Annotated in this window: 16 protein-coding genes; 5 read left to right on the top strand and 11 right to left on the bottom strand. The window is 65.5% G+C overall.

Annotated elements, in window-relative coordinates:
* Window positions 1-194: 194 nt before the first annotated feature.
* Window positions 195-425 (top strand): hypothetical protein, encoded by a 231-nt coding sequence (locus JQ587_RS11790; protein ID WP_212425409.1) that lies wholly within the window; start codon window positions 195-197, stop codon window positions 423-425.
* Between the two features lie 225 nt (window positions 426-650).
* Here the strand turns inward: JQ587_RS11790 and JQ587_RS11785 are convergent, their stop codons facing one another.
* Entirely contained in the window at window positions 651-1,022 is a 372-nt protein-coding gene (locus JQ587_RS11785) for a cupin domain-containing protein (protein ID WP_212425408.1), read from the bottom strand.
* 147 nt (window positions 1,023-1,169) lie between these two features.
* Here JQ587_RS11785 and JQ587_RS11780 point away from each other — a divergent pair, with 147 nt between their 5' ends.
* A complete protein-coding gene (locus JQ587_RS11780) occupies window positions 1,170-1,532 on the top strand; it encodes a hypothetical protein (RefSeq protein ID WP_212299193.1) in 363 nt (120 codons plus the stop codon).
* 72 nt (window positions 1,533-1,604) lie between these two features.
* On the opposite strand, the gene JQ587_RS11775 is transcribed toward JQ587_RS11780, so the two are convergent.
* Together JQ587_RS11775 and JQ587_RS11770 are read right to left on the bottom strand one after the other, a co-directional pair.
* On the bottom strand, window positions 1,605-2,153 hold the full coding sequence (locus tag JQ587_RS11775) for a sterol desaturase family protein (RefSeq protein WP_249148955.1): 549 nt from the start codon (window positions 2,151-2,153) through the stop codon (window positions 1,605-1,607).
* Complete coding sequence (locus JQ587_RS11770; protein WP_212425407.1) at window positions 2,132-5,515, bottom strand: AAA family ATPase; 3,384 nt, start codon at window positions 5,513-5,515, stop codon at window positions 2,132-2,134. Before JQ587_RS11770 ends, JQ587_RS11775 begins: the two co-directional genes overlap by 22 nt.
* A gap of 160 nt (window positions 5,516-5,675) precedes the next feature.
* Between JQ587_RS11770 and JQ587_RS11765 the strand changes: the two genes are divergently transcribed.
* Window positions 5,676-6,515, top strand: coding sequence for a class I SAM-dependent methyltransferase (locus tag JQ587_RS11765; protein WP_212425406.1), 840 nt, complete (start codon window positions 5,676-5,678; stop codon window positions 6,513-6,515).
* A gap of 9 nt (window positions 6,516-6,524) precedes the next feature.
* Here the strand turns inward: JQ587_RS11765 and JQ587_RS11760 are convergent, their stop codons facing one another.
* The 5 genes from JQ587_RS11760 to JQ587_RS11740 form a co-directional block, all read right to left on the bottom strand.
* The gene (locus JQ587_RS11760; protein WP_212425405.1) at window positions 6,525-8,144 is read right to left on the bottom strand and encodes a di-heme-cytochrome C peroxidase; all 1,620 of its coding nucleotides are present in this window, start codon (window positions 8,142-8,144) and stop codon (window positions 6,525-6,527) included.
* A gap of 507 nt (window positions 8,145-8,651) precedes the next feature.
* Window positions 8,652-8,897: a hypothetical protein gene (locus JQ587_RS11755; RefSeq protein ID WP_212425404.1), complete on the bottom strand. Its 246-nt coding sequence runs from the start codon at window positions 8,895-8,897 to the stop codon at window positions 8,652-8,654.
* A gap of 25 nt (window positions 8,898-8,922) precedes the next feature.
* The gene (locus JQ587_RS11750) at window positions 8,923-10,047 is read right to left on the bottom strand and encodes a DUF2336 domain-containing protein (RefSeq protein WP_212298850.1); all 1,125 of its coding nucleotides are present in this window, start codon (window positions 10,045-10,047) and stop codon (window positions 8,923-8,925) included.
* A gap of 365 nt (window positions 10,048-10,412) precedes the next feature.
* Window positions 10,413-14,036, bottom strand: a complete 3,624-nt coding sequence (locus JQ587_RS11745; RefSeq protein WP_212425403.1) for an AsmA family protein — start codon at window positions 14,034-14,036, stop codon at window positions 10,413-10,415.
* Between the two features lie 144 nt (window positions 14,037-14,180).
* Window positions 14,181-15,410, bottom strand: a complete 1,230-nt coding sequence (locus JQ587_RS11740) for a cytochrome P450 (protein ID WP_212425402.1) — start codon at window positions 15,408-15,410, stop codon at window positions 14,181-14,183.
* A 131-nt stretch (window positions 15,411-15,541) separates the two neighbouring features.
* Between JQ587_RS11740 and JQ587_RS11735 the strand changes: the two genes are divergently transcribed.
* Together JQ587_RS11735 and JQ587_RS37160 are read left to right on the top strand one after the other, a co-directional pair.
* Window positions 15,542-16,153, top strand: a complete 612-nt coding sequence (locus JQ587_RS11735) for a TetR/AcrR family transcriptional regulator (RefSeq protein WP_212425401.1) — start codon at window positions 15,542-15,544, stop codon at window positions 16,151-16,153.
* 150 nt (window positions 16,154-16,303) lie between these two features.
* Window positions 16,304-16,597, top strand: a complete 294-nt coding sequence (locus JQ587_RS37160; RefSeq protein WP_433995293.1) for a CPCC family cysteine-rich protein — start codon at window positions 16,304-16,306, stop codon at window positions 16,595-16,597.
* A gap of 30 nt (window positions 16,598-16,627) precedes the next feature.
* Here JQ587_RS37160 and JQ587_RS11725 read toward each other — a convergent pair whose 3' ends face one another.
* The 3 genes from JQ587_RS11725 to JQ587_RS11715 form a co-directional block, all read right to left on the bottom strand.
* Window positions 16,628-19,213 (bottom strand): EAL domain-containing protein, encoded by a 2,586-nt coding sequence (locus JQ587_RS11725; protein ID WP_212298855.1) that lies wholly within the window; start codon window positions 19,211-19,213, stop codon window positions 16,628-16,630.
* Window positions 19,214-19,361: 148 nt separating this feature from the next.
* The gene (locus JQ587_RS11720) at window positions 19,362-20,663 is read right to left on the bottom strand and encodes an MFS transporter (protein ID WP_212425399.1); all 1,302 of its coding nucleotides are present in this window, start codon (window positions 20,661-20,663) and stop codon (window positions 19,362-19,364) included.
* 90 nt (window positions 20,664-20,753) lie between these two features.
* Window positions 20,754-23,183 carry a bifunctional diguanylate cyclase/phosphodiesterase gene (locus JQ587_RS11715; protein WP_212425398.1) on the bottom strand — a complete coding sequence of 810 codons (2,430 nt, stop codon included), beginning with the start codon at window positions 23,181-23,183 and terminating at the stop codon, window positions 20,754-20,756.
* Window positions 23,184-23,270: the final 87 nt, after the last annotated feature.

Below are 23,270 nucleotides of genomic sequence, written 5' to 3'. Positions count from 1 at the left end.
GCATCCTTGATTGCCCTGCGATCCGACGCCGCGTCGCATGTTCCGATCCGTACGGGATGCAACATATTTCGCCTCTCTCGCCGTAGCAAACATGGAAACCTGAACAGGCGTTCAAGAAAGTTTCTTGCAGGTTCCTGCAACAGCCCGCGGGGGCGGAAGTTGTCTCGCAGACGAAGCAGAAGGAGGAGGAACAGATGAAAAAGCTGACTTACGCTCTTGCAGCGGTAGCGGCGCTTGCAATCGGTGCCCCCACCATCGCCAACGCGGCCGGCTTCGGCGTCTATGTCGGCGGCGACCGCTACGATTACGGTCCGCGTGCCCGCATCTACGAGCACGATCGCGGCTGGCATCATGGCTGGTATCACCACGATCGCGACTACGACCGCGGTGTCGTGATCCGTCGCCATACCTGGGACGACGACTAGTTCGTGCCAGAGCAGTGGAACAAGGAGGCCTCGCTTCGGCGGGGCCTTTTTGCATCTGCTGTCGTATCAGTTCACGGGATGAGCATGAGCGGCTTGTCGGCCGCAGCTCGGAAGCGAAACCTATCGACGACTGCCGAGACGAGGATGGGTTTCGCAAGAGCTCAACCCATCCTACAGGTTACTACAGGCTACAGACTATAGCTCCACCCGGACGGGCTGGCCGCCTCACGGCTCCAATGTGTAGGAATGCCCGGGTTCAAGCACGTAGATGGTGAGGAAGCGGAGCGGATGCTCCGGGTCGCAATTGCGAAAGTGCGTATGCACAAGATCCGCCCGGTCCTGCAACGTCTCACCCGCCCGGTATTGCCGCGGCTCGTCGCTGCCATAGGCGGACTCGGCAACGCCCTCGACGATGTAGATCGCGCCGGCAACGGGATGGCGGTGAAGCGGCGCGACGCCGCCGGGCGGATAGGTGACCTCGACGACCATGAGCTCCTGATTCGTGCCGGGCAATGGCAGACGTTCGAGAACCTTGCGTGTGACGCCGGCAAAGCCGGATTGTTGCGCGCGTGCCTGACCGTCGGTTCGTTCAACCATGGGGTGCCCTTCTTCTTCGAGCAAGACTTCTGTATCTCTGCCATGTAGCCCTCGTCCGGCCATACCGCCATGTTGGAGCCGAATTGCAAAATACGTCCCACTCGAATTTGAATGGCTTTCGCGCCATCAACTGTCTATGGTCGGTGCATGTCACGCCTTCTATGTCTATTTGTTGCCGTCATTCTGTCGCTGCTGCCGGTCACTGCACCGGCTGAGCCAATGCACAAAAGGCCCAAGCAAAGCTGGCACGGCTACGGTTTTCTTCCGGGCTATCGTCAGCCGCTGAGCAACAGTCAGCCGCTCTATGCGCAGAAGAACGGGTTCCGACGTTATGCGCGCGAAAACCAGCGCCCCTGGTATATCGATCCCGTGCCGGCCTATTACCGCTACATTGACGGCGAATGGCGCTATTTCGGACGGCCCGGCTTCGGCGGCTCCCGCTACAATGGCGGCAGCTTCGGTCCGTGCTGGACGCGCACGCCGATCGGCGCGATCTGGAATTGCGGCTGATCTCTCTTCACCTCTCCCTTCGGGAGAGGTGAACCCAGGCCTCCGCTGACTGCGCCTCAATCAGTAGCGCGATCATTCGGAACAATACGTTCCGAAGACGCGATCCCACATGCTGGTGACCACGCCGAAATTGCACGGCCTCTTGCCGTAGTGATGGCGCGTGTGCCGGCGCTTCAGGCGCCAGAGATAGCCGCCGCGCTTCAGGCGATGATGGTGAATGACGTGGTGGAGCGCGCCGAAATAGATGTAGCCCAGCATGAGCCCCGCCGTGACGGTGCAGGCGCTGCCGAACCCGACCAATAGCCAGACCGGCAGCAGCGATCCCAGACAGATCGAGCCCAGGCTCAGCCACAGCGGCGACCCCACCAGCGCGCGCGGATCGGAATGGTGCATGTCGTGCAGGGCGGCGAGATAGGCCGGACCATGCAGGGCGAAACGGTGAATGACGTATTCGGCGAGGCTCCAGAGCAGCAGCCCACACGCAAAGCCGATCGCGGCTTCGTCCCAGCGCAGCGGCTCCTTCAGCAGCAATGCGACCGCGACCAGCGCAGCGCTTGCCAGGGGATAGAACACGAAATCGGCAAAGTACAAGAATGTTTTCAATCGCATGGGTTTGCGCATGGGCCTGTCCTGCTGGACCGCTCCATGGCCGCCCTTGCTTCGAATATCTCCGGCAATGCCTGTGCGTCGGCGAACATGCCGACCACCGGGCTGAGCACGCTCAGCGCCTGCGCATCCGTTCCGCTCGCCTGATACAATCTGGCAAGCGAGAGCGCGGCGCGCAGCTCGTAGGTCGCAGCCCGTTGCGCCCGCGCGGTCTCGATGGCCTGGATGAAGGCCGTCTCCGCGGCGACGATATCGATGGGATCCTTGCGCAGCAGCAGTTCGCCGCGCCAGCGCTGGATCTCCGGCGTGAACCACTCCTGTCCGGTCCGCTCCACCGCGACGAGCTGCTCGTCGAGGATCGCGAGCGCCTCGTCGAACTGCCCCTCGCCCGCCTTTGCCTCCGCCAGCAGCGTCCAGGTCAAGGGCACGTAGAGCCCGGTCGCCATCTTGCCGACCAGCGGCAGCGCGATGGAATCCTCCATCTCCTGCAGCCCGGCCGCCCGGTCGCCAAGACGACAGCGGATCCACCCGTTCCAGAATTTGCCGGCGCGCGTGTAGAGCAGAAGGCCGTGCTCGCGACTGAGCTCGATCACGGCATCGACATGCGGCCTGGCGCTTTCAGGATTGCCGCGCACCGCTTCGAGCACGATCTTGTGGAAATGCGCGTAGACCATCGTCGCGATATGGCCGCTGTCGGCGGCACGGCGGATCGCCTCCTGCGCCAGCTGCTCGGCGCGATCGACTTCGCCGAGCGGCCACAGCACCAGCGCGAGGTAGATCGCCGCCGCGATGCCGTAGTCGTGGCCGTACAGGAACGCGAGATTGCGATCGTGCTCGTCGCGGTAGATGGTGAGCGCCTGCTCCAGGTGCTGCTTGGCGTCGGCGAAATTGCCCTCGAACCAGCGGGTCATGCCGCAGACCCGATGGGCAATCCCCGCCTCCGGCGCGTCGGGCCGGTCGGCGGTATCGTGCAGGAACGCCTGCGCGAGCTCCTGCATCGATTCCAACTCGCTGCGAACCAGGCTGCCGACCCACAGACCGTAAGTGGCGGCGAACCGCTCCGGCGCGCCCTTGAGCCCGGAGGCGAGCTCACGCGCGCGGGCGAAGGCGACCGACGTCTCCGGCGCGCCGTAGCCGCGCGTCGCGATCAGCGCGTTGCCATAGGCGATCTGCAATTGCAGCCGGCGGCTCTGCCCCGCCGGACTCTCGCTCAACCCTTCCGCCAGGCCGATCGCCTTGGTCAGGTGCGCGATCGCCTCGGGATAGGCCGAGCTGCGCAAGGACCGGTCTCCCGCCTTGCCCCACCACTCGACGGCGTCCTCGACGAGACCTGCCTGCGTGAAGTGGTGGGCTGCGATTTCGGGCGCCGTCGCGGCAGCCTCCGGAAATTTCTCCTGGAGCACAATGGCGATCCGCTCGTGCAGTCGTCGCCGGCTGCTCTTGAGCAGGCTCTCATAGGCGGTGTCCTGCACCAGCGCGTGCTTGAACGTATAGACGCTCTCGGGCGCGGACCTGTTGCGGAAGATCAGTTCGGCGCTTTCGAGCTGGGCGAGCCGGGCATCGAGCTCGGCATCGTCCTTGTCGGCGATGGCGCGCAGCAGCAGGTCGGAGAATTCGCGGCCGATGACGGCGCAAACCTGCGCGACCTCCTTCGCCGGTCCGAGCCGGTCGAGCCGCGCCATCAGCGAATCCTGCAGCGTCGTCGGGATCGACAGGCGCGGCAGGCTTCCGGCGATCCTGTAGCGGCCGCCCGCTCCCTTTTCGAGGACGCCCATCTCCAGCATCGTGCGCGTTAGCTCCTCGACGAAGAGCGGGATGCCGTCGGTCCGCGTCGCGATCTGCGTGACCAGCTCGGACGGGACCGCGCGGCTTCCGATCACCTCCGCGATCAGGCGCTGGACGTCGGTCTCCTTGAGCCGTCCGAGCTCCAGCGTCGTCAGGTTCGCCGGGCCCATCCACGGCAGCGTGAATTCGTTGCGGAACGTCAGGACGAGCAGGAGGCGAAGCTGGTCGGCCAGCCTGAAAGCGAGCCCGAGCAGTTCGAGCGAGGTCGCATCCGCCCAGTGCAGATCCTCGACGATGCAGACCACGGGCGCCTCGGCGCTGAGGCGCTGCAAGCGCTGGATCAGCGCCGCCAGCGTGTTGCGGCGCAGCTGCTGCGGCGTCCAGTCGAGCGGCGGATAGCGTCCATCGGTCGCGATCGACAAGAGATCCGCAAACAGCGGCACCAGCGTCGGCGTCTTCAGATCGCTGCGCCCCAGCAGCGCTTGCAGCTTGCGCAGCCGCTTTGGGTTGCTGTCGCCGGCGCTGATCTTCGCCGCCCGCTGGAGCTGCGTGATGACAGGATAGAGCGCGCTGGCACGATGATGCGGCGAGCACTGATAGCGCAAGCGGATGTGCGGCTCCGCGCCGATCCGCTCGTTGAGGAAGTGCTCCGCAAGCCGCGACTTGCCGATGCCGGGCTCGCCGGAGATCAGCACGACCTGGCCGTGGCCGCGCCAGGCCCGCTGCTTGCACTCGGCCAGCCGCTCGAGCTCATGCTCGCGGCCGACGAAGCCGGCAAGGCCCGCGGAGCGATAGGCTTCGAAGCGGCTCGCGAGCGGCGACGGGCGGTCCACCGCCCAGACCTCGACCGGCTCGGCAAATCCCTTGATCGGGCGGGTGCCGAGCTCGCGCAGCTGGAACAGATTGCCGAGCAGCCGGCGCGTCGAGGCCGCGATGATGACCGAGCCTGGTTCGGCGAAGGTCTGCATCCGCGCCGCCAGGTTCGGCGTTTCGCCGATCACCTCGAGCCGGCTGGACGCGCCCTTTGCAATGAGATCACCGACGACGACGAGCCCGGTGGCGATCCCGATGCGGACCTCCAGCCGCAGGCCCGGCTGGATGTCGATGGCCTGGACGGCGGTGGTGATCTCGAGCCCGGCGCGGACTGCGCGCTCGGCATCGTCCTCATGCGCGGACGGGTAACCGAAATACGACAGGATGCCGTCGCCCACCAATCGCGAGACGATGCCGTCATAGCTCGCGATGACCGCGGTCGCGGCCTCGCGATAGGCTTGCAGGATCTCGCGCATCTCCTCGGGATCGAACTGCTGCGACAACGCGGTCGAGCCGACGAGATCGCAGAACATGATCGTGAGCTGGCGACGCTCGGCACCCGCATCGATCGTCGGTGCGAGCAGACGTGCCTTAGGAACGTCGAGCTCTGCGATCGAACGCAACAGCCTGCGCCGGTGCCCCAGCACGACGCCCATGGTCGCGAGATCGCGATCCGTAATCTCGGAAAGGATGTCGAAATCAATGCCGTGGTCGGAAAAGGACTTCAGGTATTGAGGGAGGCCGACCTTCTCCAACCAGGCAGCAACCTGCCCAGTCATCACGCGGGGTCCAGCATTATTGTACTAAACCTAAAGTATATCCCCCCTCGGAATGAAGTCAATCGTGGCAGGCAAGCGTCGCCATTGTTGACGCATCCAAAGCGCTGGCCCATGCTTCATGGTGGAAGCGTTCCCCATTTTCGCGTGAGAGTATTCATCCGTGAAGCAGGATCCGTATCCGACAGCGGCAAACCCGATACATCAGGCCGTCGTAAAACTGTTTTATTCGCGCGCCGCGCGCCACCTTTTCACCAATGCCTGGTACTCCCTGCTCAGCAACCTCGACAGGGACGCCGCGATCCGGTTCCTCAACTACGGCTATGCCGCGCTGAACGGCGCGCAGGTCGCGCTGCAGGCCGCCGATGAGCCCGATCGCTATGCGATCCAGCTCTACCATCACGTGGCGTCGGGGGCTGCGATCGAAGGCAAGGATGTGCTCGAGGTCGGGTGCGGTCGCGGCGGCGGCGCATCCTACATCGCGCGCTATCTCCACCCGAAGAGCTACACCGGGCTCGACATCTGCAAGCCGGCGATCCGGTTCAGCAAGGCGCGTTATGCCGATCAGTGCAACCTCACCTTCCACGTCGGCGATGCGCTCAGCCTGCCGTTCGCGGACGCGAGCTTCGATGTCGTGGTCAACGTCGAGAGCGCGCAGCATTATGGCGACATGGGACGCTTTCTGGCGGAGGTCCACCGCGTGCTCAGGCCGGGTGGCGCGTTCCTGATGGCCTGTTTCGAAGACCGGTCGAAGGACGTGTATCCGCGCGAGGCTCTCGCCCAGTCGCGCCTGCGCCTCGTCCACGAGGACGACATCACCGCCAATGTGGCGCGCGCGCTGGAGCTCGACGGGGCGCGGCGAACGGCGCTGGCGGACGAGATCGTGCCGCGGATGCTGCTCGGCGTATCGCACGAATTCGCGGGCATTCCGGGCACGCAGCTGCACGCCTCCTTTGCCAACGGCACGTGCCCCTATTACTGCTTCACCTGCCGCAAGGACTGAAGCGGCCGCTCAAAGCGTCTTGAGATATTCGATCAGCGCCTTGCGGTCGTCGTCGGTCATATCGGTTCCGTAAGCATGCCCGGCATTCGAGTTGCCGCGCATGGTGGTGTCGAATTTGAACGCGCCGGGAGTCTCGCTAGCCATCGCATATCCGACGTTGACCGGATCGAACTCCCAATTGCCGACAAAGAATGTCTTGGGCCGCTGTTCCGGCGGAAGCAGGAGATCATGGAGCGACGGAACGGAGCCGTTGTGCAGATAGGGCGCCATCGCCCAGACGCCATTGAGGGGCCTTGCGCGGTACTTGAGCTCTCCGCGGTACTCGTTGGGACGTCCGCAATTGATCGCCGCCGCAGCCGCCGCGTTGTCCTTGGATTTGGCGATCCATTGATCGGCGATGTTGCCCGTGACGATCCGTGCAGCCTCGTAGTTGGCAATATCGTCCGCTCCGCCGACCTTCGACAGCGTGACCCTGCGTTCAGCGAACGTGGTCGCCTGCGCAGGATCGGTGCCGATCTCCTTGAGATCGTACGTCCGGACCTGAATCTCCTCACAGGCTCCGGGAGCTGCTGCCGCGGGAGCGGGATCGTGGCAGTTCGCGCAAGCCTTTGCGTACAGCGACGCGCCGACTGCAGCCAGCTTCGGATCGGGCGCATTGAAGAACTTGTCCGGCCAACGCGGCGAGCGTAGGTCCATCAGCGCCCGCTGTCCCCAGATCACGTTATCCATCTCGACTGCATGCGTCACCTTGTTCGTGATCATCGTGGCGTCATGCTTGATCGGCGCCTGGACGCCGAGCGCCTCGATCAGGTTGCGCGTCAACGGCTGGCGGATCGAGGCGTTGTACAGCACCCAGCTGAACCGCGGCGTATCCCACAGCGGCGGATATCTCACCGGCGCCGTCCGCGGCGCATAGTTCCTGGCGTCATTTATCGGGTAGGCAAGCAACTGGTTCAGCCCTTCCCCGTGCGCGTCCAATCTGCCGGCCCCCGCAGGCGTCTCGGGGTTCTGCGGATCCGGCGGAAACGATGGGAGTGCAGCAAAACATCCCAACGCCGTTCCCACTTCGGGGAGCGGATGCTGCACACGCGCTACAAAGCGCGCGAGTGCTTGCTGGTCGGTTTTGAGCGTTTGGAGCGCGCCGAAGAGCTGGGCGGTCAGGCCAGCGATGTCGATATGGGACGGCCCGCCCTCGAGGCGGATCTGCTGGCCGCGGTAGCTCACCTGCCCGGTGTGACAGCCCGCGCAGCCCAATCCGAGCCAATTGCCCTTCCAGCACTTGTGCTTGCCATCGGGGAAATCGACCTGCGTCTTGTAAAGTCCGACAGGAAGCCCGTCCGGGTTGCCGGTCGGATCCGCAGGATCAGCGAGGAAGCCGAGCCGCTGCAAATTCGCAGGCGCACTGATCAGTTCGGTTTGCCCGGGCTGCTGGCCCGGCTGCTCGAGCCCGAGAAACCATTCATACGGGAAGATCGCCGTCCCCTGCGAGATGAAGTGCCAGCGCTTTGCGGTCTCCGGGCTCCAGCCCTGCGGATAGCCTGACGGCGCCTTGTCTTCCGCCGCCGCGAGAATGAGAACGCCGAGAAGGGCCCCGATGGCAAGCAATGATACGCGCACAGTAAATTTCATATTCGGCTCCAATTGCTATGAAGCGCTCGAATTCGGACTTCCAGCCGGCCACTTCCAGCCGGCCCATGTGCCGCGATCAATCAGCGCGGCCTCGCCGCCCGGCACCGGCAAACAATGACGTCAATAGGTTGGCTGCGCAGGCAATCAGCAATCACACAGCCCTGATGCAGCTGCGCCCTGCACCGGAAGCCCTCATCTTCAAGCAAATGACAACGGCGGCCCGCGAAGGGTCGCGTCCCGAGCGCCTGCAGAATAACCCACAAGCATGTCCGTCCGCATGAAACAGATCACAACGAAGGCACGCCGCTCGCAGCCGCTCCAGACCCTTTGCCTGCCGGCGCCTCGCGGCGCCTGCAAGTGGAGGCTACATCATGCCATAAATTATCGCAAAGGTAGAAATGAGATCTGTGCTTCGCCGTTTTGGCGAGCTGTAACAAGGTCGGTGGTATCCGGACCCCGCGAATGCCGGTCACCATGGCGGCCGGAATAGGCATCAAGCTCCGAAGCTTAGCGGAAATAGCCCAGCACCAGATCGGTATCCGCGCTGCCCGCAACAGTGCCGTTCAGCTCGGCATCGATGACGCGGCGGCAGGCTTCGATCGCGGCGTGGTCGCCAAGATCGTTGGCGGCTTCCAGCACGAGCCATGCGGCGTCGACCGTCGCCTTCTCCGGAGCCGCGCCGCCGGTCTCGGCGACGAGGGTCTTGGTAAGACTCTTGTTCTTGCGAACTGCGGTGCCGAATTGAGGCAACATTGCAAATACTCCCTCGATTTCCCGCTCAGTGAACCTGGAGCTCAGGCTGACGACCCGTCGCGGGATCGGTGCCGGCGCTGTTCTTGCGCGACTGGTAGAATTTCAGAATGCTGCGTGAGGTCTCGATCTTGAGCCGGCCGAAGTCGCGCTCGTTGTCGTGAAGCTCGCGCGCCGTGATCAGGTGATCCTTGGCGCCGAGGAACAGCAGCGACATCGTGGTGTCCCAGGAGAAGTCGAGCGCCTTGCACAGCACCAGGATCATCTCGCGATTGCGGTCCATCAGCGCCCGCTCGATCACGTCGACCGGGAGCGACGACAGCAGCGACAGGCCGATCTGCACCTCGTCGAAACGGTGCTGGCGCGCGTAGTTCGAGATCGAGACCTGGTTGAGGTTGCCCTGCCGGTGCTGCGTCGTCACCACGCGCTTGGCGACGAAATAGCTGCGCGAGGACGGGCCGAATTTCGACTGCAGATCGCCGGTGACCTCGGTCACCGAGCTCTGGATCTGCGACATCATCTCGGGGCGCTCGGTCTCGAGCCGGCGGCGGACGTCTTCCGACGCCTTGGAGATCAGCTGCTGGAAGATGTGGCGCGGCACGTCCTTGCGCAGGCCGAGCTGCTCGGCGAGGATCGAATCTCCCTCGGCGCGGCGGACCATGTGCAGCAGGCCCGAACCGGAGAAGCGCGCGCCCTCGTTCTTGGCGACCGAGGTGACAACCTCCTGGTTACCACGCTTGACGAGCACGTCGGTCACGGCCTCGCCGATCGCATCACGCTGGGAGATCGCGAGCAGATGCGCCTGGCCCTTGGTCATCGCGCTCTCGACCAGCACCTTTTCGTTGATCCGGTTCGAATCTCGCAGCACGGGACCCGCGACCTCGATCTCGTCGTCCAGAGCGAGCTTCTCGATGACGTTGAGCGGAGCATGATCGCAGCCCGCCATCAGCTCGGAGAGCTGCGTCCGCGCGGCGACTTCGATCTCGTCGGCGAGCCTGCCGATGACCTCGCCGAACATGCTGATCTCGTCGTCGACGTAGCGGCCGGTGATCAGGAGATCAGTCGCATGCCACAACGCCTTCGCGCGGCTCTCGTCCGTACCACGCGCGATTGCGTCGTCCAGATCCTGTAGAAGCGTTTTCGCCCCGTCCATCTCGATAACCCCAGTTCTTGGTCGTTTCTTCGGCGATCCATCCTGCTCGTGCGGGCAGGATTCCGAATTCCTCTGGGAGCAACGCTAGCGATCAAACGCGAGAATCCAGTAAAATCTGCAGTTCAGTTTTGCCGACGAAAATTCATTCAAATGCGAGCGAATGTGGTTACCAGCACGTAACGCGAAAGTGCGCTCCCTCTCCCGCTTGCGGGAGAGGGTTGGGGAGAGGGTGTCACCGCCCCGGGACTTGTTGAGGACTGCGGAAAAAATCCCTGCGTGGTGAGAACCCTCACCCGCCGCGCTCTGCGAGCGCGTCGGCCTCTCCCGCAAGCGGGAGAGGCGGCGCAAGCCCGCGCACACCGGCCCTAAGGATTCTGCGGCGTCAGGACCAGCGGCGGTTTCGGCCGGGGCTTTGCGGGGGGCGGGCCCGGGGCGGGCCGCACGTCGATCGGCGGCGGCAGGGGCGCGACCTGCTGGCTTGCGAGCGGCGGGCTCGGCGCGGCGGGCGCGGCAAGCGGCGCCTTCGGCGTAGGCGCGGCCTTTGGTTCAAGCCTGACCTTCGGCGGCGTGCGGCGCGGATCGCGGCCGGGCATCGGCACGTCGGTCAGCGCCGGCGCAGGCTCGGGCTCGGGCGAGACCAGCGTCGGCAGCGCAGCGGTCGCCGGCGGCGGCTCGCCGCGCTCGATGGCGTCCAACCGGCGCGTCTCGCGATCGATCGTGCGCACCGCAAGCCACGACGACAGCGGCGTGAGATCGACGGTGCGGCTGAGCTTGTCGGGTGGACCTGCCGCAAACAGCTGGATCTCCGGCGGCGCGCCGGAGAGGCCGGTCATGATCGGCGTCAGGCTGGCGCGAATGTCGGCCTGATCGGCGGGAATGTCGTAACCGCCGGAGACGATGGCGCGAGCGTTCTTCGCTTCGAGCGGGGTTGCGCCGACACGCAGGCGGCCGTCGCGGATCGTGAACGGGATCTGCGCCGAGGCAACCGTGATGGGGGCCGCAGACAATGCGGGCTCGACCAGCTGACGCAGCCGGTTGTCGTCGCTCACCTGCCCGCCATCGCTGGCGCGAATGGCGATCTCGAAGGCGCGCGGATTGAGGCCGATGATCTCAGCCGAGTCCAGCGTCACCGTGCCGTTGCCGGCGAGCGCGCCGGTGAGCGCCGAGACGCTGCGGCCCTGGCTCGTCAGCGTCATCTGCACCGAGGCGCGTCCCTTCGGCAGCGCGAGATCGCGGTAACGCAGCGACGCCGCATCGACATTGGTAAGATCGAGATGCGCGCTCAGCGCGAGACCGTTGGCGCCATTGCGCGCATCAAGGCTTGCGGTCATCTCCCCACCACCCAGGGCGCCCTTGAGGCCATCGAACGCGAGCGATTGGCCGTCGCTCCTGAGCATGCCGCTGAACGGACGCAGCTCGATTCCGCCAGGCAGACTGCCGCGCAAGGCCTGGAACGCGATGCGGCCGCGCCAGCCGCTGACGAGACCCGCACTTAACGGCTCGCCGCTGTCGCGCCCGGCGGCGCCAACGGCAAGCGCGAGCGCCGGCGCCAGATCGAGCGAATCCAGCCCGACTTCGCCGTCGACGCTCTTCTCCTGACCCAGCGTCATAGCGAGATGGCCGCGCAGATGCGAACCAGAGGCGGTGCTGTCGAGATCGTCGAAGGTCAGGCGATTGCCGGAAAGCGTGAGACGGGAGGACAGGCTCACATTCTGCGCCGATTTGTCGGTCCCGAACAGCGGCGCCAGATTGGCGTTGCGCACGCGCAGATTCACGCTGCCTTTCGGCTCCGGCGCCGACAAGTCGACGCTGCCTTGCGCATCCGCATCGAGCCCGCCGCCACTGAGCTTCGCGTTCAGTTGCAAGGGACGGCGCCACGCGCCGCTCAGCTTGCCCTCGATCTGCGAGGCGCCCTCGCCTGCGGTGACCATGCGATCGAGGCCGAGCAACGCCGTGAGCGAAGCGGCCTGCGGCGATGACACTCTTGACTCCAGCGTGAAGTCGCTGGCGCGCAGACGATCGATGTCGATGCCGTTGACGGCGGCCACCGGCATCTGCGCGGCCAGCGTCGCATTGGCCTTGAGCTGCGGCGCATCGAGGTCGAGCATGGCGCGCGCGTCGCTGCGGTCGGCATGTTCGGCATTCTTGTCGAGGCTGAGGTTGAGCGTCAGGCGCGTCGCGCCAGGTAACGCCGGAAGAGCATCGAAGCGCGCGCGCACCGCAGGTGCGATCGGCTCGAGCAGCGCCGTGACATCGCGCAGCGAATTGGCCGAGGATTTCAGCGCGAGCTTGCCGGTGGCCTTGGTGCGATCAAAGCTGCCGCTCGCCTCCGTCGTGACGCCGCTTGACTGGCCGAACCGCAACTGCTCCAGCGACAGCGAGGTCGGACCATATCCGAGCTTGGCCGCGAACGGCCGCAGCTCCTGTCCCGCCGAAATCGCGCGACCGATGTCGAGCGAGAGTTTCGCTTCCTCCGGCCATTCACCCTGCGGTCCCGCGAGCGCGCGGACAAAGCTGGCGGCGGCATCGAGGTCGAGACGGTCGGCCTTGAGGTCGGCATCGATCCGCGAGCCTTTGCTGGCGCCTGTTTGCACGAAGGCGATGCGGCCCTCGACCGCGCCGCCTTCGATGTCGGCTTTCAATTTGTCGATGGCGAGATGGTTGGCGGCGATCGTGACGTCGCCGGCAAGGCGCAGCGGCCGCGTGCTGCGGCGGTTGACCTCGTTGCGGCCCTGCAGCCAAGCCACTAGCGTATCGGGATCGGACGACTCGACGCTGAGCCGGCCGCTGAAGCTGTCGGCGCCGGGCGTGGCGCCTTTGAGCGAGAGCTGCGTCATGCCGGGGGCGCGCAGCTCGAGCCGCTGGAAGGTCCAGGACCGGCCGTCGGTCTGCAGCTCGGTCGTGATGTTCTGGAGCGGACGTCCGCCCAGCATGATCTGGTCGGAGTTGAATTCGATCTGTGCCGGGATCGGCGCCTGCGGGATCGCGGCGAGGCCCGCGCGCAGGGCCGGCAAAATGCGCAGCGGCTCGGCATCGTCACGGCCCGCGAGCTTGTCGGCATCGACCTGCCGCGCCGACAGCACCGCGCGCAGTAGCGGCGAAGCACCAAACCTGAGATCGCCGACGCCGCCGACCTTGAGCGTGGTGTCTTCCGCGCCAAAGCTCGCATCGATCTGGTCGAACTTGGCGCCGGCCGGGTCGGCCTTGAGTTTTGCGGTGAGCTTCCACGGCGACGGTCCCGCCTCAGCCGGCTTCTTCGTTGGCGGCACGGCGAGCGTCAGCGCGCCGTCGAATTTCGGCAGGCGGTTGTCGAAGGCAAGGACGCCTTCGAGATCGACCAGGATCGCGCGCTCGCCGGGATCGATGTTGAGGTGCAGACGGGTCGCGCTGCCGTCGGGGCTCGGGCCGGAGGAGATGCGGAACGGATAGCGGGTGCCGGCGGCGGTGAAATTGCCGTCGCCCCGCACCGAGCCTGCGAGCGAGCGGACGTCGCCGGAGAAGACGATGTCGTTGAGCTCCAGCGTCGAGCGGCTGGCAGCGTCGTGCAGCGCGATGCGGCCGGTGAGGTTCAGCCGCTCGATGGCGAGCGATGCCAGATTGAAGGTGCCGCTCGCGGTAGACGGCAGGTCGACCTTGCCCCTCGCGTCGAGGCCGAGATCCACCGCCATGCCGCCGACCGAAAGCTCGGTGGCCCGCCATTCGCCGCGCATCAGCGAGCCCAGGCTGAACTCGACGTCGAGCTTGTCGGCGCGCAGCCGGCCAAGATCGTTGTTACCGCCGAACGTGACCGAGCGCAGCCGCAGCGTCGGCGCCGGCAAGAGCCGCGCATCGAGCTCGCCCGCCACGCGCACCGGCACACCGATGATCCGGGTCGCCTCCGCCTCGAACTGGGGCCGAAACTGGTTCCAGTCGACGAAATATGGCCCGATCAGCGCGGCCAGCAGCGCTAAGATGAAGGCAATCGCCAATCCGAGCAGCGTCGTCTGCACGGGTCTCCCCTCGGCCAAGCCGGCACCCGGGTCAAACCCAAGCTGACAAACCAAGCTTCAGGCGCGCCGGAACTGCCCCTTATATAAGGGGAAGTGTGGCGAAGTCACAGCGACTGTTGCGCGCGGAGGTTAACGTACCCGGCCTCACCAACTGGCCGGCAGCCGCTTCAAGCCACGCAGCACGAAGGTCGGCCGCCATTCGGGGTTCTCGACGTCGTCGATCCGCAAGTCAGGCAGCCGCCGCAACAGCGTGGCGATGGCGATCTCGGCCTCGATGCGCGCCAACTGGGCCCCCAGGCAGAAGTGGATGCCGCCGCCGAACGACAGCGGCTTGACGTTGGGCCTGGCGATTTCCAGCCGCTCAGGGTGATCGGGATAGACCGCGGGGTCGCGGTTGGCCGAGCCGAGCAGGCACAGCACGGTCTCGCCCTTGGGGATCCTCTTGCCGCCGAGATCTTCGATGTCCTCCAGCGTGACGCGCCCGGTCATCTGCACCGAGGAATCGTAGCGCAGGAATTCCTCGATCGCGTTGACCATCAGCTCCGGCTTCGCCTTGAGCAGAGCTAGCTGGTCCGGGTTTCGATGGAGCGCCAACAGGCCGTTGCCGATCAGATTGACAGTGGTCTCGTGACCGGCGCCGAACAGCAGGATGATGTTGGCGGTCAGTTCCTCGTTGGTGAGCTTGTTGCCGTCTTCCTCGGCCTGCACGAGCTGGGTGGTGAGATCGTCGCCGGGGCTGCGGCGGCGGAGTTCGAACAGCTGCTGGAAGTACATCTGCGCCATCATGTTGGCGGCGTTGCCCTTCGCGATCTCCTCGGGCGTCATCGGCACCGGATCAAGCAGCCGCCCACCGTCGCGCGAGCTCTTGTAGAAGACCTCGCGATGATCCTCGGGGATGCCCAGCATCTCGCAGATGACGGTAACAGGCAGGCGAAAGGCGAAATCCTCGATCAGGTCCATGTGGCCACGCTCGATCACGGCATCGATCGCCTGATCGACGATCTCCTGGATGCGCGGCCGCATGTCCTCGACGCGGCGGGCAGTGAAGGCCTTCACGACCAGACCGCGCAGGCGGGTGTGGTCGGGCGGATCGGCCTGCAGCATCCAGTGGCCCATGCTGCGGAACACCGGCTCGTTCATGATCTCGGGGCCATAGCGGCGCGTCGTGCGCTCGACAAAATCCTTGCCGAAACGCTTGTCGCGCATCACGAGGCTGACATCGGCATGACGGCTGGCGACGAACTGGCCGAACGGCGTGATGTGGATTGGATCGATCGTGCGCAGCCGGTCGTAATGCGGATAGGGATTGCGGATGAAGTCCGGCGCCAGCGGATTGAACAGAGGATCGCCCGCGGGTTGCACTTGCTCGTTCATGGTGACCTCACGTCGGTTGCCGCATGACACGATACGCCGATTGCTGTCCCGGAGCCCGGCGTAACCATCCCTGTGAATTATCAACTCGATACATTGTTGTATCGAATTGCATTCTGCCCTAACCTGGCCCGATGTCAAGGGTGAGAACCAGGCCGACCAGGGACGACACGCGCGACAAGCTGTTCGAGGCCGCCGCGCGCGTGTTCGAGCGGGACGGCATCGGCGGCGCCAGCATCGAGGCTATCGCGGCGGAGGCGGGCTTCACCCGAGGCGCGTTCTATTCGAACTTCAAGAGCAAGGACGAATTGATCTTCGCTATGCTCGAGGACCACGTCGAGCAATCGATCCGGCGCAACATGGAGATCCTCGCGCAGCACGACAATCTCGACGATTTCATCGCGGCACTGAAGGCGATGGATCGCGGCCGGCAGGATCCCCTCACCCGCTCGCCGCTGCTGCATATCGAGATGATCCTGTTCGTCGCGCGCGCCGAGAAGCGCCGGCCCGAGCTCGCCAAGCGCCTGCGCGCGCGGCGCAAGCTGATCGCCGACATCGTCGAGGCGACGTTGAAGGACAAAGCGAATGGCGAGAGGCTGAATCCACCCTGGATGGCCTCGGTCGTCCTCGCGCTGGAAGACGGCTTCCGCCTGCACCGCCTGATCGACCCGGAGACGACGCCGGCCGACAGCTTCTTGCGCGCGATCACGGATTTGCGGCGCAGGACGGGATTGGCGGAGGATTAGGATGGGTCCTTATAAAATCGTCAGTTGGTCTTACCCTCGAGAGCAGACGTCTATGCGGCGTGGGCATGTGTCGGCCATGGTAGCCAAGGCTAAACCGCCCCTATCATCCCACGCCCCACGTTGAGCCACGTTGACAAGTTTCGCCTCAATATGCAGTCGTTAGGGATGACATTCCGCAACACGATCGAGCCCTACTCCGCGACTGCTGCGTACGGGTGTCCGTGTTGCCAATTCCGAACCCTGCACGAGCGAGGCGGCTTTGAGATTTGCCCTGTATGCTTCTGGGAGGACGATGGGCAAGACGATCATGACGCCGAAGAGGTCCGAGGCGGCCCCAACGGTTCGCTATCGCTTGCTAGGGCGCGGCAAAACTTCAAGCGATGCGGTGCTTCCGATCCAGCACACCGCACCTCCGTTCGACCTCCAACAGAAGAAGAACGCTAGTTTCCGGCTTCCTGAGGTAGAGGCCCCTGACTAGGCCGACCGTTTCACCGCGGCCGTGCTCACCGGCCTGACATCGAGCCGCCCCAGCATCGCCCTCGCCTGTTCGGCGCAATGCTCGATCAGCCAGCGCTCGAAGGCGACCGGCGCGAGCGCCGGAGCATAGAGGAAGCCCTGCACGACGTCGCAGCCGAGCTCGGCCAATATCTTGCGCTGGCCTTCGGTCTCGACGCCCTCGGCAACGACGGTCATGCCGAGGCCCTGGCCGACGCGCACCACGGCGGTGGCGATCGCGAGCGCACCTGCATCCTTGTCGATGTCGCGCATGAAGCTGCGGTCGATCTTCAGCTCGCGGATCGGCAGATGCGCGAGCCGGCTGAGGCTGGAATAGCCGGTGCCGAAATCGTCGACCGAAAGCCCGACGCCGAGTTCACGGATCGCATGCATCGTCTCCAGCGCGGCCGCACCGTCCTGCATGAACGTGCCTTCGGTGATCTCCAGCATCAACGCGTCCGGCGGCAGCGCGTATTCGGTGAGGACGTCCTTGAGCCGCGCGGCCAGCGCAACGTTGCGGAAATTGAGCGGCGACAGGTTCACCGACACGCTGGGAATGTTGAGCCCGGCGCGGCGCCAACTCGCCATCTGCCGGCAGGCCTCGCGCACCGACCACAGGCCAATCTGCTCGATCAGGCCGCATTCTTCGGCGAGCGGAATGAATTTTGCCGGCGAGACGTCGCCGAGCACGGCGTCGTGCCAGCGCGCCAGCGCCTCGACGCCGTGGATGGCGCCGTCGTCGCTGCGGATCTGCGGCTGGTAGAAGAGGCTCAGCGCATTGTCGGCAATGGCGCGGCGGAGTGCCGCGATCATCGCCAGCCGCTGTTCGGTGAGCCCGTTCATTTCGGCGCTGAACATGCGATGGGTCGACCGTCCCGCCTGCTTGGCCATGTACATGGCGGCGTCGGCCTGCTGCATCAGCGTGTCGATGTCGGTGGCGTGGTCGGGATAGAGGCTGATGCCGATGCTGGCCGACATCGGCATCAGCTTCGATCCGAGCCGCAACGGCGCGGCCAGCGCTTCGGTGATTCCAGCCGCGACGCGCTCGGCGCTCTCGGCATTGCGGTGCGGCAGCAGAATGACGAATTCGTCGCCACCAAGCCGGCCTAGCATGTCCTCGGGCCCGATCTGCTCGCGCAGGCGCTGCGCCAGATGGATCAGCAGTTCGTCGCCGGCGGCGTGGCCGAGTGTGTCGTTGACATCCTTGAAATGGTCGACGTCGAGAAAAGCCAGCGCGACATGGCCGCCGGTCGGACAGGCATCGATCGCGGTCGTGATCAGGTGCCGCAGCTGCGCGCGGTTCGGCAAGCCCGTGAGGATGTCGTGATAGGCGAGCCGCGCGATCTCGGCCCGCGCTTCCTTGCGCTCGATCGCGAAGGCGCCGAGATTGACGCAGGCCTCGACGATGCGCCGGTGCCACTTGCTCGGGGCGCGGGACTCGCGGAAATAGAAGGCGAAGGTGGCGATGACCCGGCCGTCCTTGGCCTTGACCGGGGTCGACCAGCAGGCGCGCAGGCCGATCGCAAGCGGCATCGCCTTGTAGGGCTGCCAGCGCGGATCGGTTTCCAGATCCATCGCCAGCACCGGCTCGCCGTAGAAGGCGGCGGTACCGCAGGAGCCGACATTGGGGCCGATCGCGATGCCGTCCAGCGCGCGGGAATAGTCCTCGGGCAGGCTCGGGCCGCCAAGCGGATGGACCAGACCCGCGGCATCGACATGAAGCAGCGAGCAGACGACATCGGGCGCGATCTCCTCGACCCGGCGGCAGAGCCTGTCGGCGATGTCGCTGATCGGAACCTCGTCGGCCAGCGCGCCCATGATGAGCTGCTGGAGCGAGCGCAGCTGCTTGGTCTCGGTGATGTCTTCGAGCAGCGCGAAGATATGCTTGACCCGCCCCTTCTTGTCACGGAAGGCGTCGAGGCTGGCGCAGACCCAGATCTCCTCGCCGTCCTTGTCGTAGACCAGCACCTCGGCCTCACCGCGGCGGCCGCCGCGCATCAGGCGCTTGATGAGCCGGGCAACCGCCTTGCGATCGGTATGGCAGCCGGCGATGAGCTCGCCCGCGCGGCGCCCTTCGGCCTCGCTGCTGGTGTAGCCGAACAGCGCCGTGAAGGCCGAATTGACGTAGACGATGTTCTGCTCGACGTCGGTGATGATGACCGCGCGGTTGGTCTGGTCGGAGACGGCGTGGAGCAACCCGATCCTGACGCGGCGCTCGGCGTCCGCAGTGACGTCGCGCGCGAACACGATGTGACGGGTCGCGCCGTCGACGGTCGCCGACGACAACGCGATCGCCGCCTTGATCCGGCTGCCGTCGTGCCTCACCAGGCTGATCTCGTCGCGACAATCCGCGACCGGATCGGCCTCGAGGCATTTGAGGGCGAGACTTGCGGCGTCGCGCCCCAGCACGTCGGCGCGCGCGAGCTTCCAGATCCGTTCCGCGCCGGCGTTGAAATGCGTGATGCGATGCGCGTCATCGACAATGACGATGCCGTCGTCGGCGCATTCGAGCGCCGCGCGCAGCACGTCCGGCATTTCGGTCACTGGGGCGTCGGAGGCGGACATCGTTGGACCCGGCAGCATACGGCAATCGGCCCAAAGCTAACGCTTCGATGGTGTCCAAGACGTTCTTGCAACCGGCCCGCGTTCAGCCAAGCCGGGACATGCTTAACAGTCCGCGAAAGATACGAAGGTAATCTGTTGCAGACGGAACCTAGTCAGCGCTGGTTCCGGCCCGCGGCCCGTGCAGCCGGCCGGCCACGGCCCGCACCTTGCCGGGCGAGGCCTGCCAGACCGACACGGCCGAGAGGCCACTGACGACGATGGCGAGGGCAAAAGCGAGCGTGTAGTTACCGGCGCGATCGTAGAGCAAGCCGGTCAGCCAGGGGCCGGCCGCACCGCCCGCGAGTGCCGCCAGCATGATCATGCCGAAGATGCTGCCCTGGTGCCGGCCCTGGAAGATCTCGAACACCACTGCGCCCATGATCGAGGTGAGGCCGTAGCCGAGCGCGCCTTGCGTGAGCACCATCAGCCAGACCAGCCAGAACGCGGGTTGGTATTTCAGCGCGATCAGCGCCGCAAAGCAGATCGCAAAGCCGGCGCAGCTGATCGCCCAGACCCATTCCCGCCCGATCCGGTCGGAGACATGACCGAGGAAGATCTGCCCGGGAATGCCGAGCATGCTGACGGACCCGAGCGCCCACACCGCGACGTTCGGGCTGAAACCGATGTCGAGCAGGAATTTGGTTTGATGCACCTGCACCGCGTACCAGATGTACAGGCCGCAGAAATAGCCGAGCGCGATCCACCAGAAGCGCGCGGTCGCAACCGCCCGCTTCAGCGTCCAGTCGGTCGCGGCCCAGACGGGATCGACGATGTTGGAGACCGGCTTTGCAGTGCCCGCGGCCGGCGCAACGTCGCCGTCCGGCTGCAGGCCGATGTCTTCGGGCCGCTTGTGCAGCAGCAGATTGATCGGCGCCAGCACGATCAGGATCATCAGGCCCATCGCGGTACAGGCGGTGCGCCAGCCGGCCTGCTCGATCATGTGCTGCACCCACGGCAGCAGTGTCATTGAACCGATGCCGACGCCGGCGAAGGCGATGCCGATGGCAAAGCCGCGCTTGCGGATGAACCAGTTCGGCAGGAACAGCGATTGGCCGGAATAGCCGAGGCACACCGAACCGGCGCCGACCATGACGCCGATCGTCACGTAGAGGTGCCAGGGCTGGCTGGTGAGCGGCGCCAGCAGCATGCCGCCCGCCATCAGCACCACGCCGAGCTCCATCACCGCGCGCGGTCCTGCCCGATCCATCAAGCGGCCGATCAGCGGGCTGGCGACGCCCGAGGCGACGAAACCGAAGGAGAAGGCGCCCGCGGTGACGCCGCGCTCCCAGCCGAATTCGGACAGGATCGGCGGAAAGAACAGCGAGAAGGAGGTGCGCGCATTGACGCCGATGGCCATGGTGACAAACGTCACGGCCACCACGACCCAGCCGTAGAAGAACGGAAGCCGCATTTTTTTGTTTTCATCCCTGGACGATCCTTCGGACCATCTGGGGCCGCGCGGGTCAAGCCATTTTCGCGGATGCCGCTTTGCGTGGCGCGTTCAGGCCGCGTCCCGCTGCGAGCCCTCGGCAGGCTCATCAAGCTCGATCGCGTCGATCGGCAGCGGGCGGCCGAACAGATAGCCTTGCGCGAAATTGACGCCGAGCGCCTTCAGCCGCTCGAACTCCTCTGCCGTCTCGACGCCCTCGGCGGTGACCGACATGTCGAGCCCGCGCGCCAGCGTCACGATCGAGGAGATGATGGCGGAAGAGCGCGGCTGGTGCGTGAGGTTGCGGATGAACGATTTGTCGATCTTGATCTTGTCGAACGGGAATGCGGTGAGATAGCTCAGCGAGGAATAGCCGGTGCCGAAATCGTCGAGCGCGAGCTCGATGCCGATGCTCTTCAACCGTTCCATGAAGGCGTGGTTCTCGGCGCCGCGCTCCAGCAGGACGGACTCGGTGATCTCGATCTCGAGCCGTTGCGGCGACAGGCCGGAATCCTGCAATGCCGCGCAGATGACATCGAACAGATCGGCTTCCTTGAACTGGATCGGCGACAGGTTCACCGCGACCATCAGATCGGACGGCCAGCTCGCCGCATCCGCGCAGGCACGGCGCAGCACGAATTCGCCGAGCGGAACGATCAGCCCGGTCTCCTCGGCGAGCGCGATGAACTGATCCGGCGGGATCAGCCCGCGCACCGGATGCCGCCAGCGCACCAGCGCCTCGAACCCGCGCCGCGCGCCGGTGCCGGCATTCATGAACGGCTGATAGTGCACCTCGAGCTGGCAGCGCGCGATGGCGTCGCGCAGATCCCCTTCCAGCGTGTTGCGCGCCTCGAGCTCGGCCGACATCGCTTCGTCGTAGATGGTAAAGCAGTTCCGGCCAGCCGATTTCGAGCGATAGAGCGCAAGGTCGGCCTTCTTCAGCAGCTGCTCCTGGTCGCTGCCATGATCCGGCGCGATCGCAATGCCGATGCTGGTGCCGATCTCGACACGGTGCCCTGGCAACAGAAACGGCTCGGCCACGCGCTTGGCGATCCGCATCGCCAGCTCGGTCGAGCAGGCGCGCTGATCCTCGCAGCTTTCCTGGATGATGGCGAATTCGTCGCCGCCGAGCCGCGCCAGCACGTCGGTGGCGCGCACCGCGGATTTCAGCCGCTGCGCCACCAGGCGCAGCAGCGCATCGCCAGCGCCATGACCGAGGGAATCGTTGACGTTCTTGAAGCGGTCGAGATCGAGCATCAGGATCGAGAAGGTCGCCCCGCCATCTTTCAGCTGGCTGTTGAGCTCGTCGAGCCGGGCGAGGAAGAAGGCGCGGTTCGGCAATCCCGTGAGGACGTCGGTCTGCGCCAGCTCGAGCACGCGCCGGTTGGCCAGCGACAGCCGCCGCGAATTGCGGCTTGCGAGCATCAGATAGGTCGCCAGCGACAGCGTCAGCAGCATGCCGACGATCAGCACGGCGCCGGCGCGATCATACGTCGTCTCCAGCGGGCCGCCGGCGGTCGGAACCGCGCGCACCTGCCAATCGGTGTCGCCGATCCTGAGGCCGCCCGACCAGTGCCGGCCGCGCGCAACATCGCGCATCGATTGCGGCGCGGCGGCTGCAGAGGCGTAATCGGGCAGCGTGCCTTCCAGGCTGACGATGCGCGCGCTGAAGGGCTGATAGACGTTGACGCTGACGGCGGGGCTCGCCCCGGTCCTGGCGCGGATGGCCTGCATCAGCAAAGGCAGGTCGAAGATGCCGACGACGAAGCCCGAGATGTTGCGGCGCCGATCGGTGATCGTGTCACGCGAAGTGCCCTTGGCGTAGACGGGCACGATCACGAGCACGTTCGGCAACTGGCCCGCTTCGTTCCGGGCGTAGAGTTCGGTGCGGATCGCGGCGATGGCGTCATTGTCCCGGGCGCGTTCGAGCGCCACCTTGCGGTCCGGCACGCTCATGTAATCCATGCCGTAGACAGGCGACGTCTTCGGCTGCGTCGAATAGAGAATGGGGAAATACTCCGCGCCCTGCGGCGCGGTCACGAAATCGCTGCCGTCGAGCACCTTGATATGATAGCCGGACACGCCGTCGGCGATCGCGGCAGCCTCGTATTCGGCGCGCTCCTTGCGCGTGATACGCGGCAGCCAGCCGACGCGCAGCAAGCCGGGATAGCGCTCGAACAGCCGGCCGCTGAACGTCTCGAACTCGCTCCGCGTGACCCCCTCGTTGGAGGATTCGAACAGGGTTCGCAGCGCCACGAGCCGGCTGATATATTCGTTCATGCCGTTCTGCATGACGATGGACTGCGTTTCGGCCGCGTTCTCGAATTCGATCTTGTTGACGCGGTCTTCCCAGCGCGCCACCGCAGCTGCGCCCGCGAGCGAGAACAGCAGGCCGACGGCAGCCGCGACCAGCGCAGGACGATACAGGCCGAGCAGCGGCGCAACGCGCCACCGTCCAGTCAGTCGCTTTCGATCCAGATCATTCTGATCGCGATCGCCCATCTTGTTTTCCGCAGGTCCCCTCGGCGCGGCGGCCGAACTTAGGGTTGAGCCGCCGTGGCGACTATCGGACAAGGATCGGGGTTAAGA

Source organism: Bradyrhizobium manausense, assembly GCF_018130615.1.
Taxonomy (GTDB): domain Bacteria; phylum Pseudomonadota; class Alphaproteobacteria; order Rhizobiales; family Xanthobacteraceae; genus Bradyrhizobium; species Bradyrhizobium manausense_A.
Note: the sequence above shows the minus strand (reverse complement) of the source record. Positions and strands in the feature narration are given on the sequence as shown.

Coding starts and splice junctions, on each gene's coding strand:
- JQ587_RS11770 (WP_212425407.1), bottom strand. CDS start 5,515: ATGACTGGGCAGGTTGCTGCCTGGTTGGAGAAGGTCGGCCTCCCTCAA.
- JQ587_RS11755 (WP_212425404.1), bottom strand. CDS start 8,897: ATGTTGCCTCAATTCGGCACCGCAGTTCGCAAGAACAAGAGTCTTACC.
- JQ587_RS11750 (WP_212298850.1), bottom strand. CDS start 10,047: ATGGACGGGGCGAAAACGCTTCTACAGGATCTGGACGACGCAATCGCG.
- JQ587_RS11735 (WP_212425401.1), top strand. CDS start 15,542: ATGTCAAGGGTGAGAACCAGGCCGACCAGGGACGACACGCGCGACAAG.
- JQ587_RS11715 (WP_212425398.1), bottom strand. CDS start 23,183: ATGGGCGATCGCGATCAGAATGATCTGGATCGAAAGCGACTGACTGGA.
- JQ587_RS11790 (WP_212425409.1), top strand. CDS start 195: ATGAAAAAGCTGACTTACGCTCTTGCAGCGGTAGCGGCGCTTGCAATC.
- JQ587_RS11720 (WP_212425399.1), bottom strand. CDS start 20,663: ATGCGGCTTCCGTTCTTCTACGGCTGGGTCGTGGTGGCCGTGACGTTT.
- JQ587_RS11725 (WP_212298855.1), bottom strand. CDS start 19,213: ATGTCCGCCTCCGACGCCCCAGTGACCGAAATGCCGGACGTGCTGCGC.
- JQ587_RS11780 (WP_212299193.1), top strand. CDS start 1,170: ATGTCACGCCTTCTATGTCTATTTGTTGCCGTCATTCTGTCGCTGCTG.
- JQ587_RS11775 (WP_249148955.1), bottom strand. CDS start 2,153: ATGCGCAAACCCATGCGATTGAAAACATTCTTGTACTTTGCCGATTTC.
- JQ587_RS11740 (WP_212425402.1), bottom strand. CDS start 15,410: ATGAACGAGCAAGTGCAACCCGCGGGCGATCCTCTGTTCAATCCGCTG.
- JQ587_RS11785 (WP_212425408.1), bottom strand. CDS start 1,022: ATGGTTGAACGAACCGACGGTCAGGCACGCGCGCAACAATCCGGCTTT.
- JQ587_RS11760 (WP_212425405.1), bottom strand. CDS start 8,144: ATGAAATTTACTGTGCGCGTATCATTGCTTGCCATCGGGGCCCTTCTC.
- JQ587_RS37160 (WP_433995293.1), top strand. CDS start 16,304: ATGCAGTCGTTAGGGATGACATTCCGCAACACGATCGAGCCCTACTCC.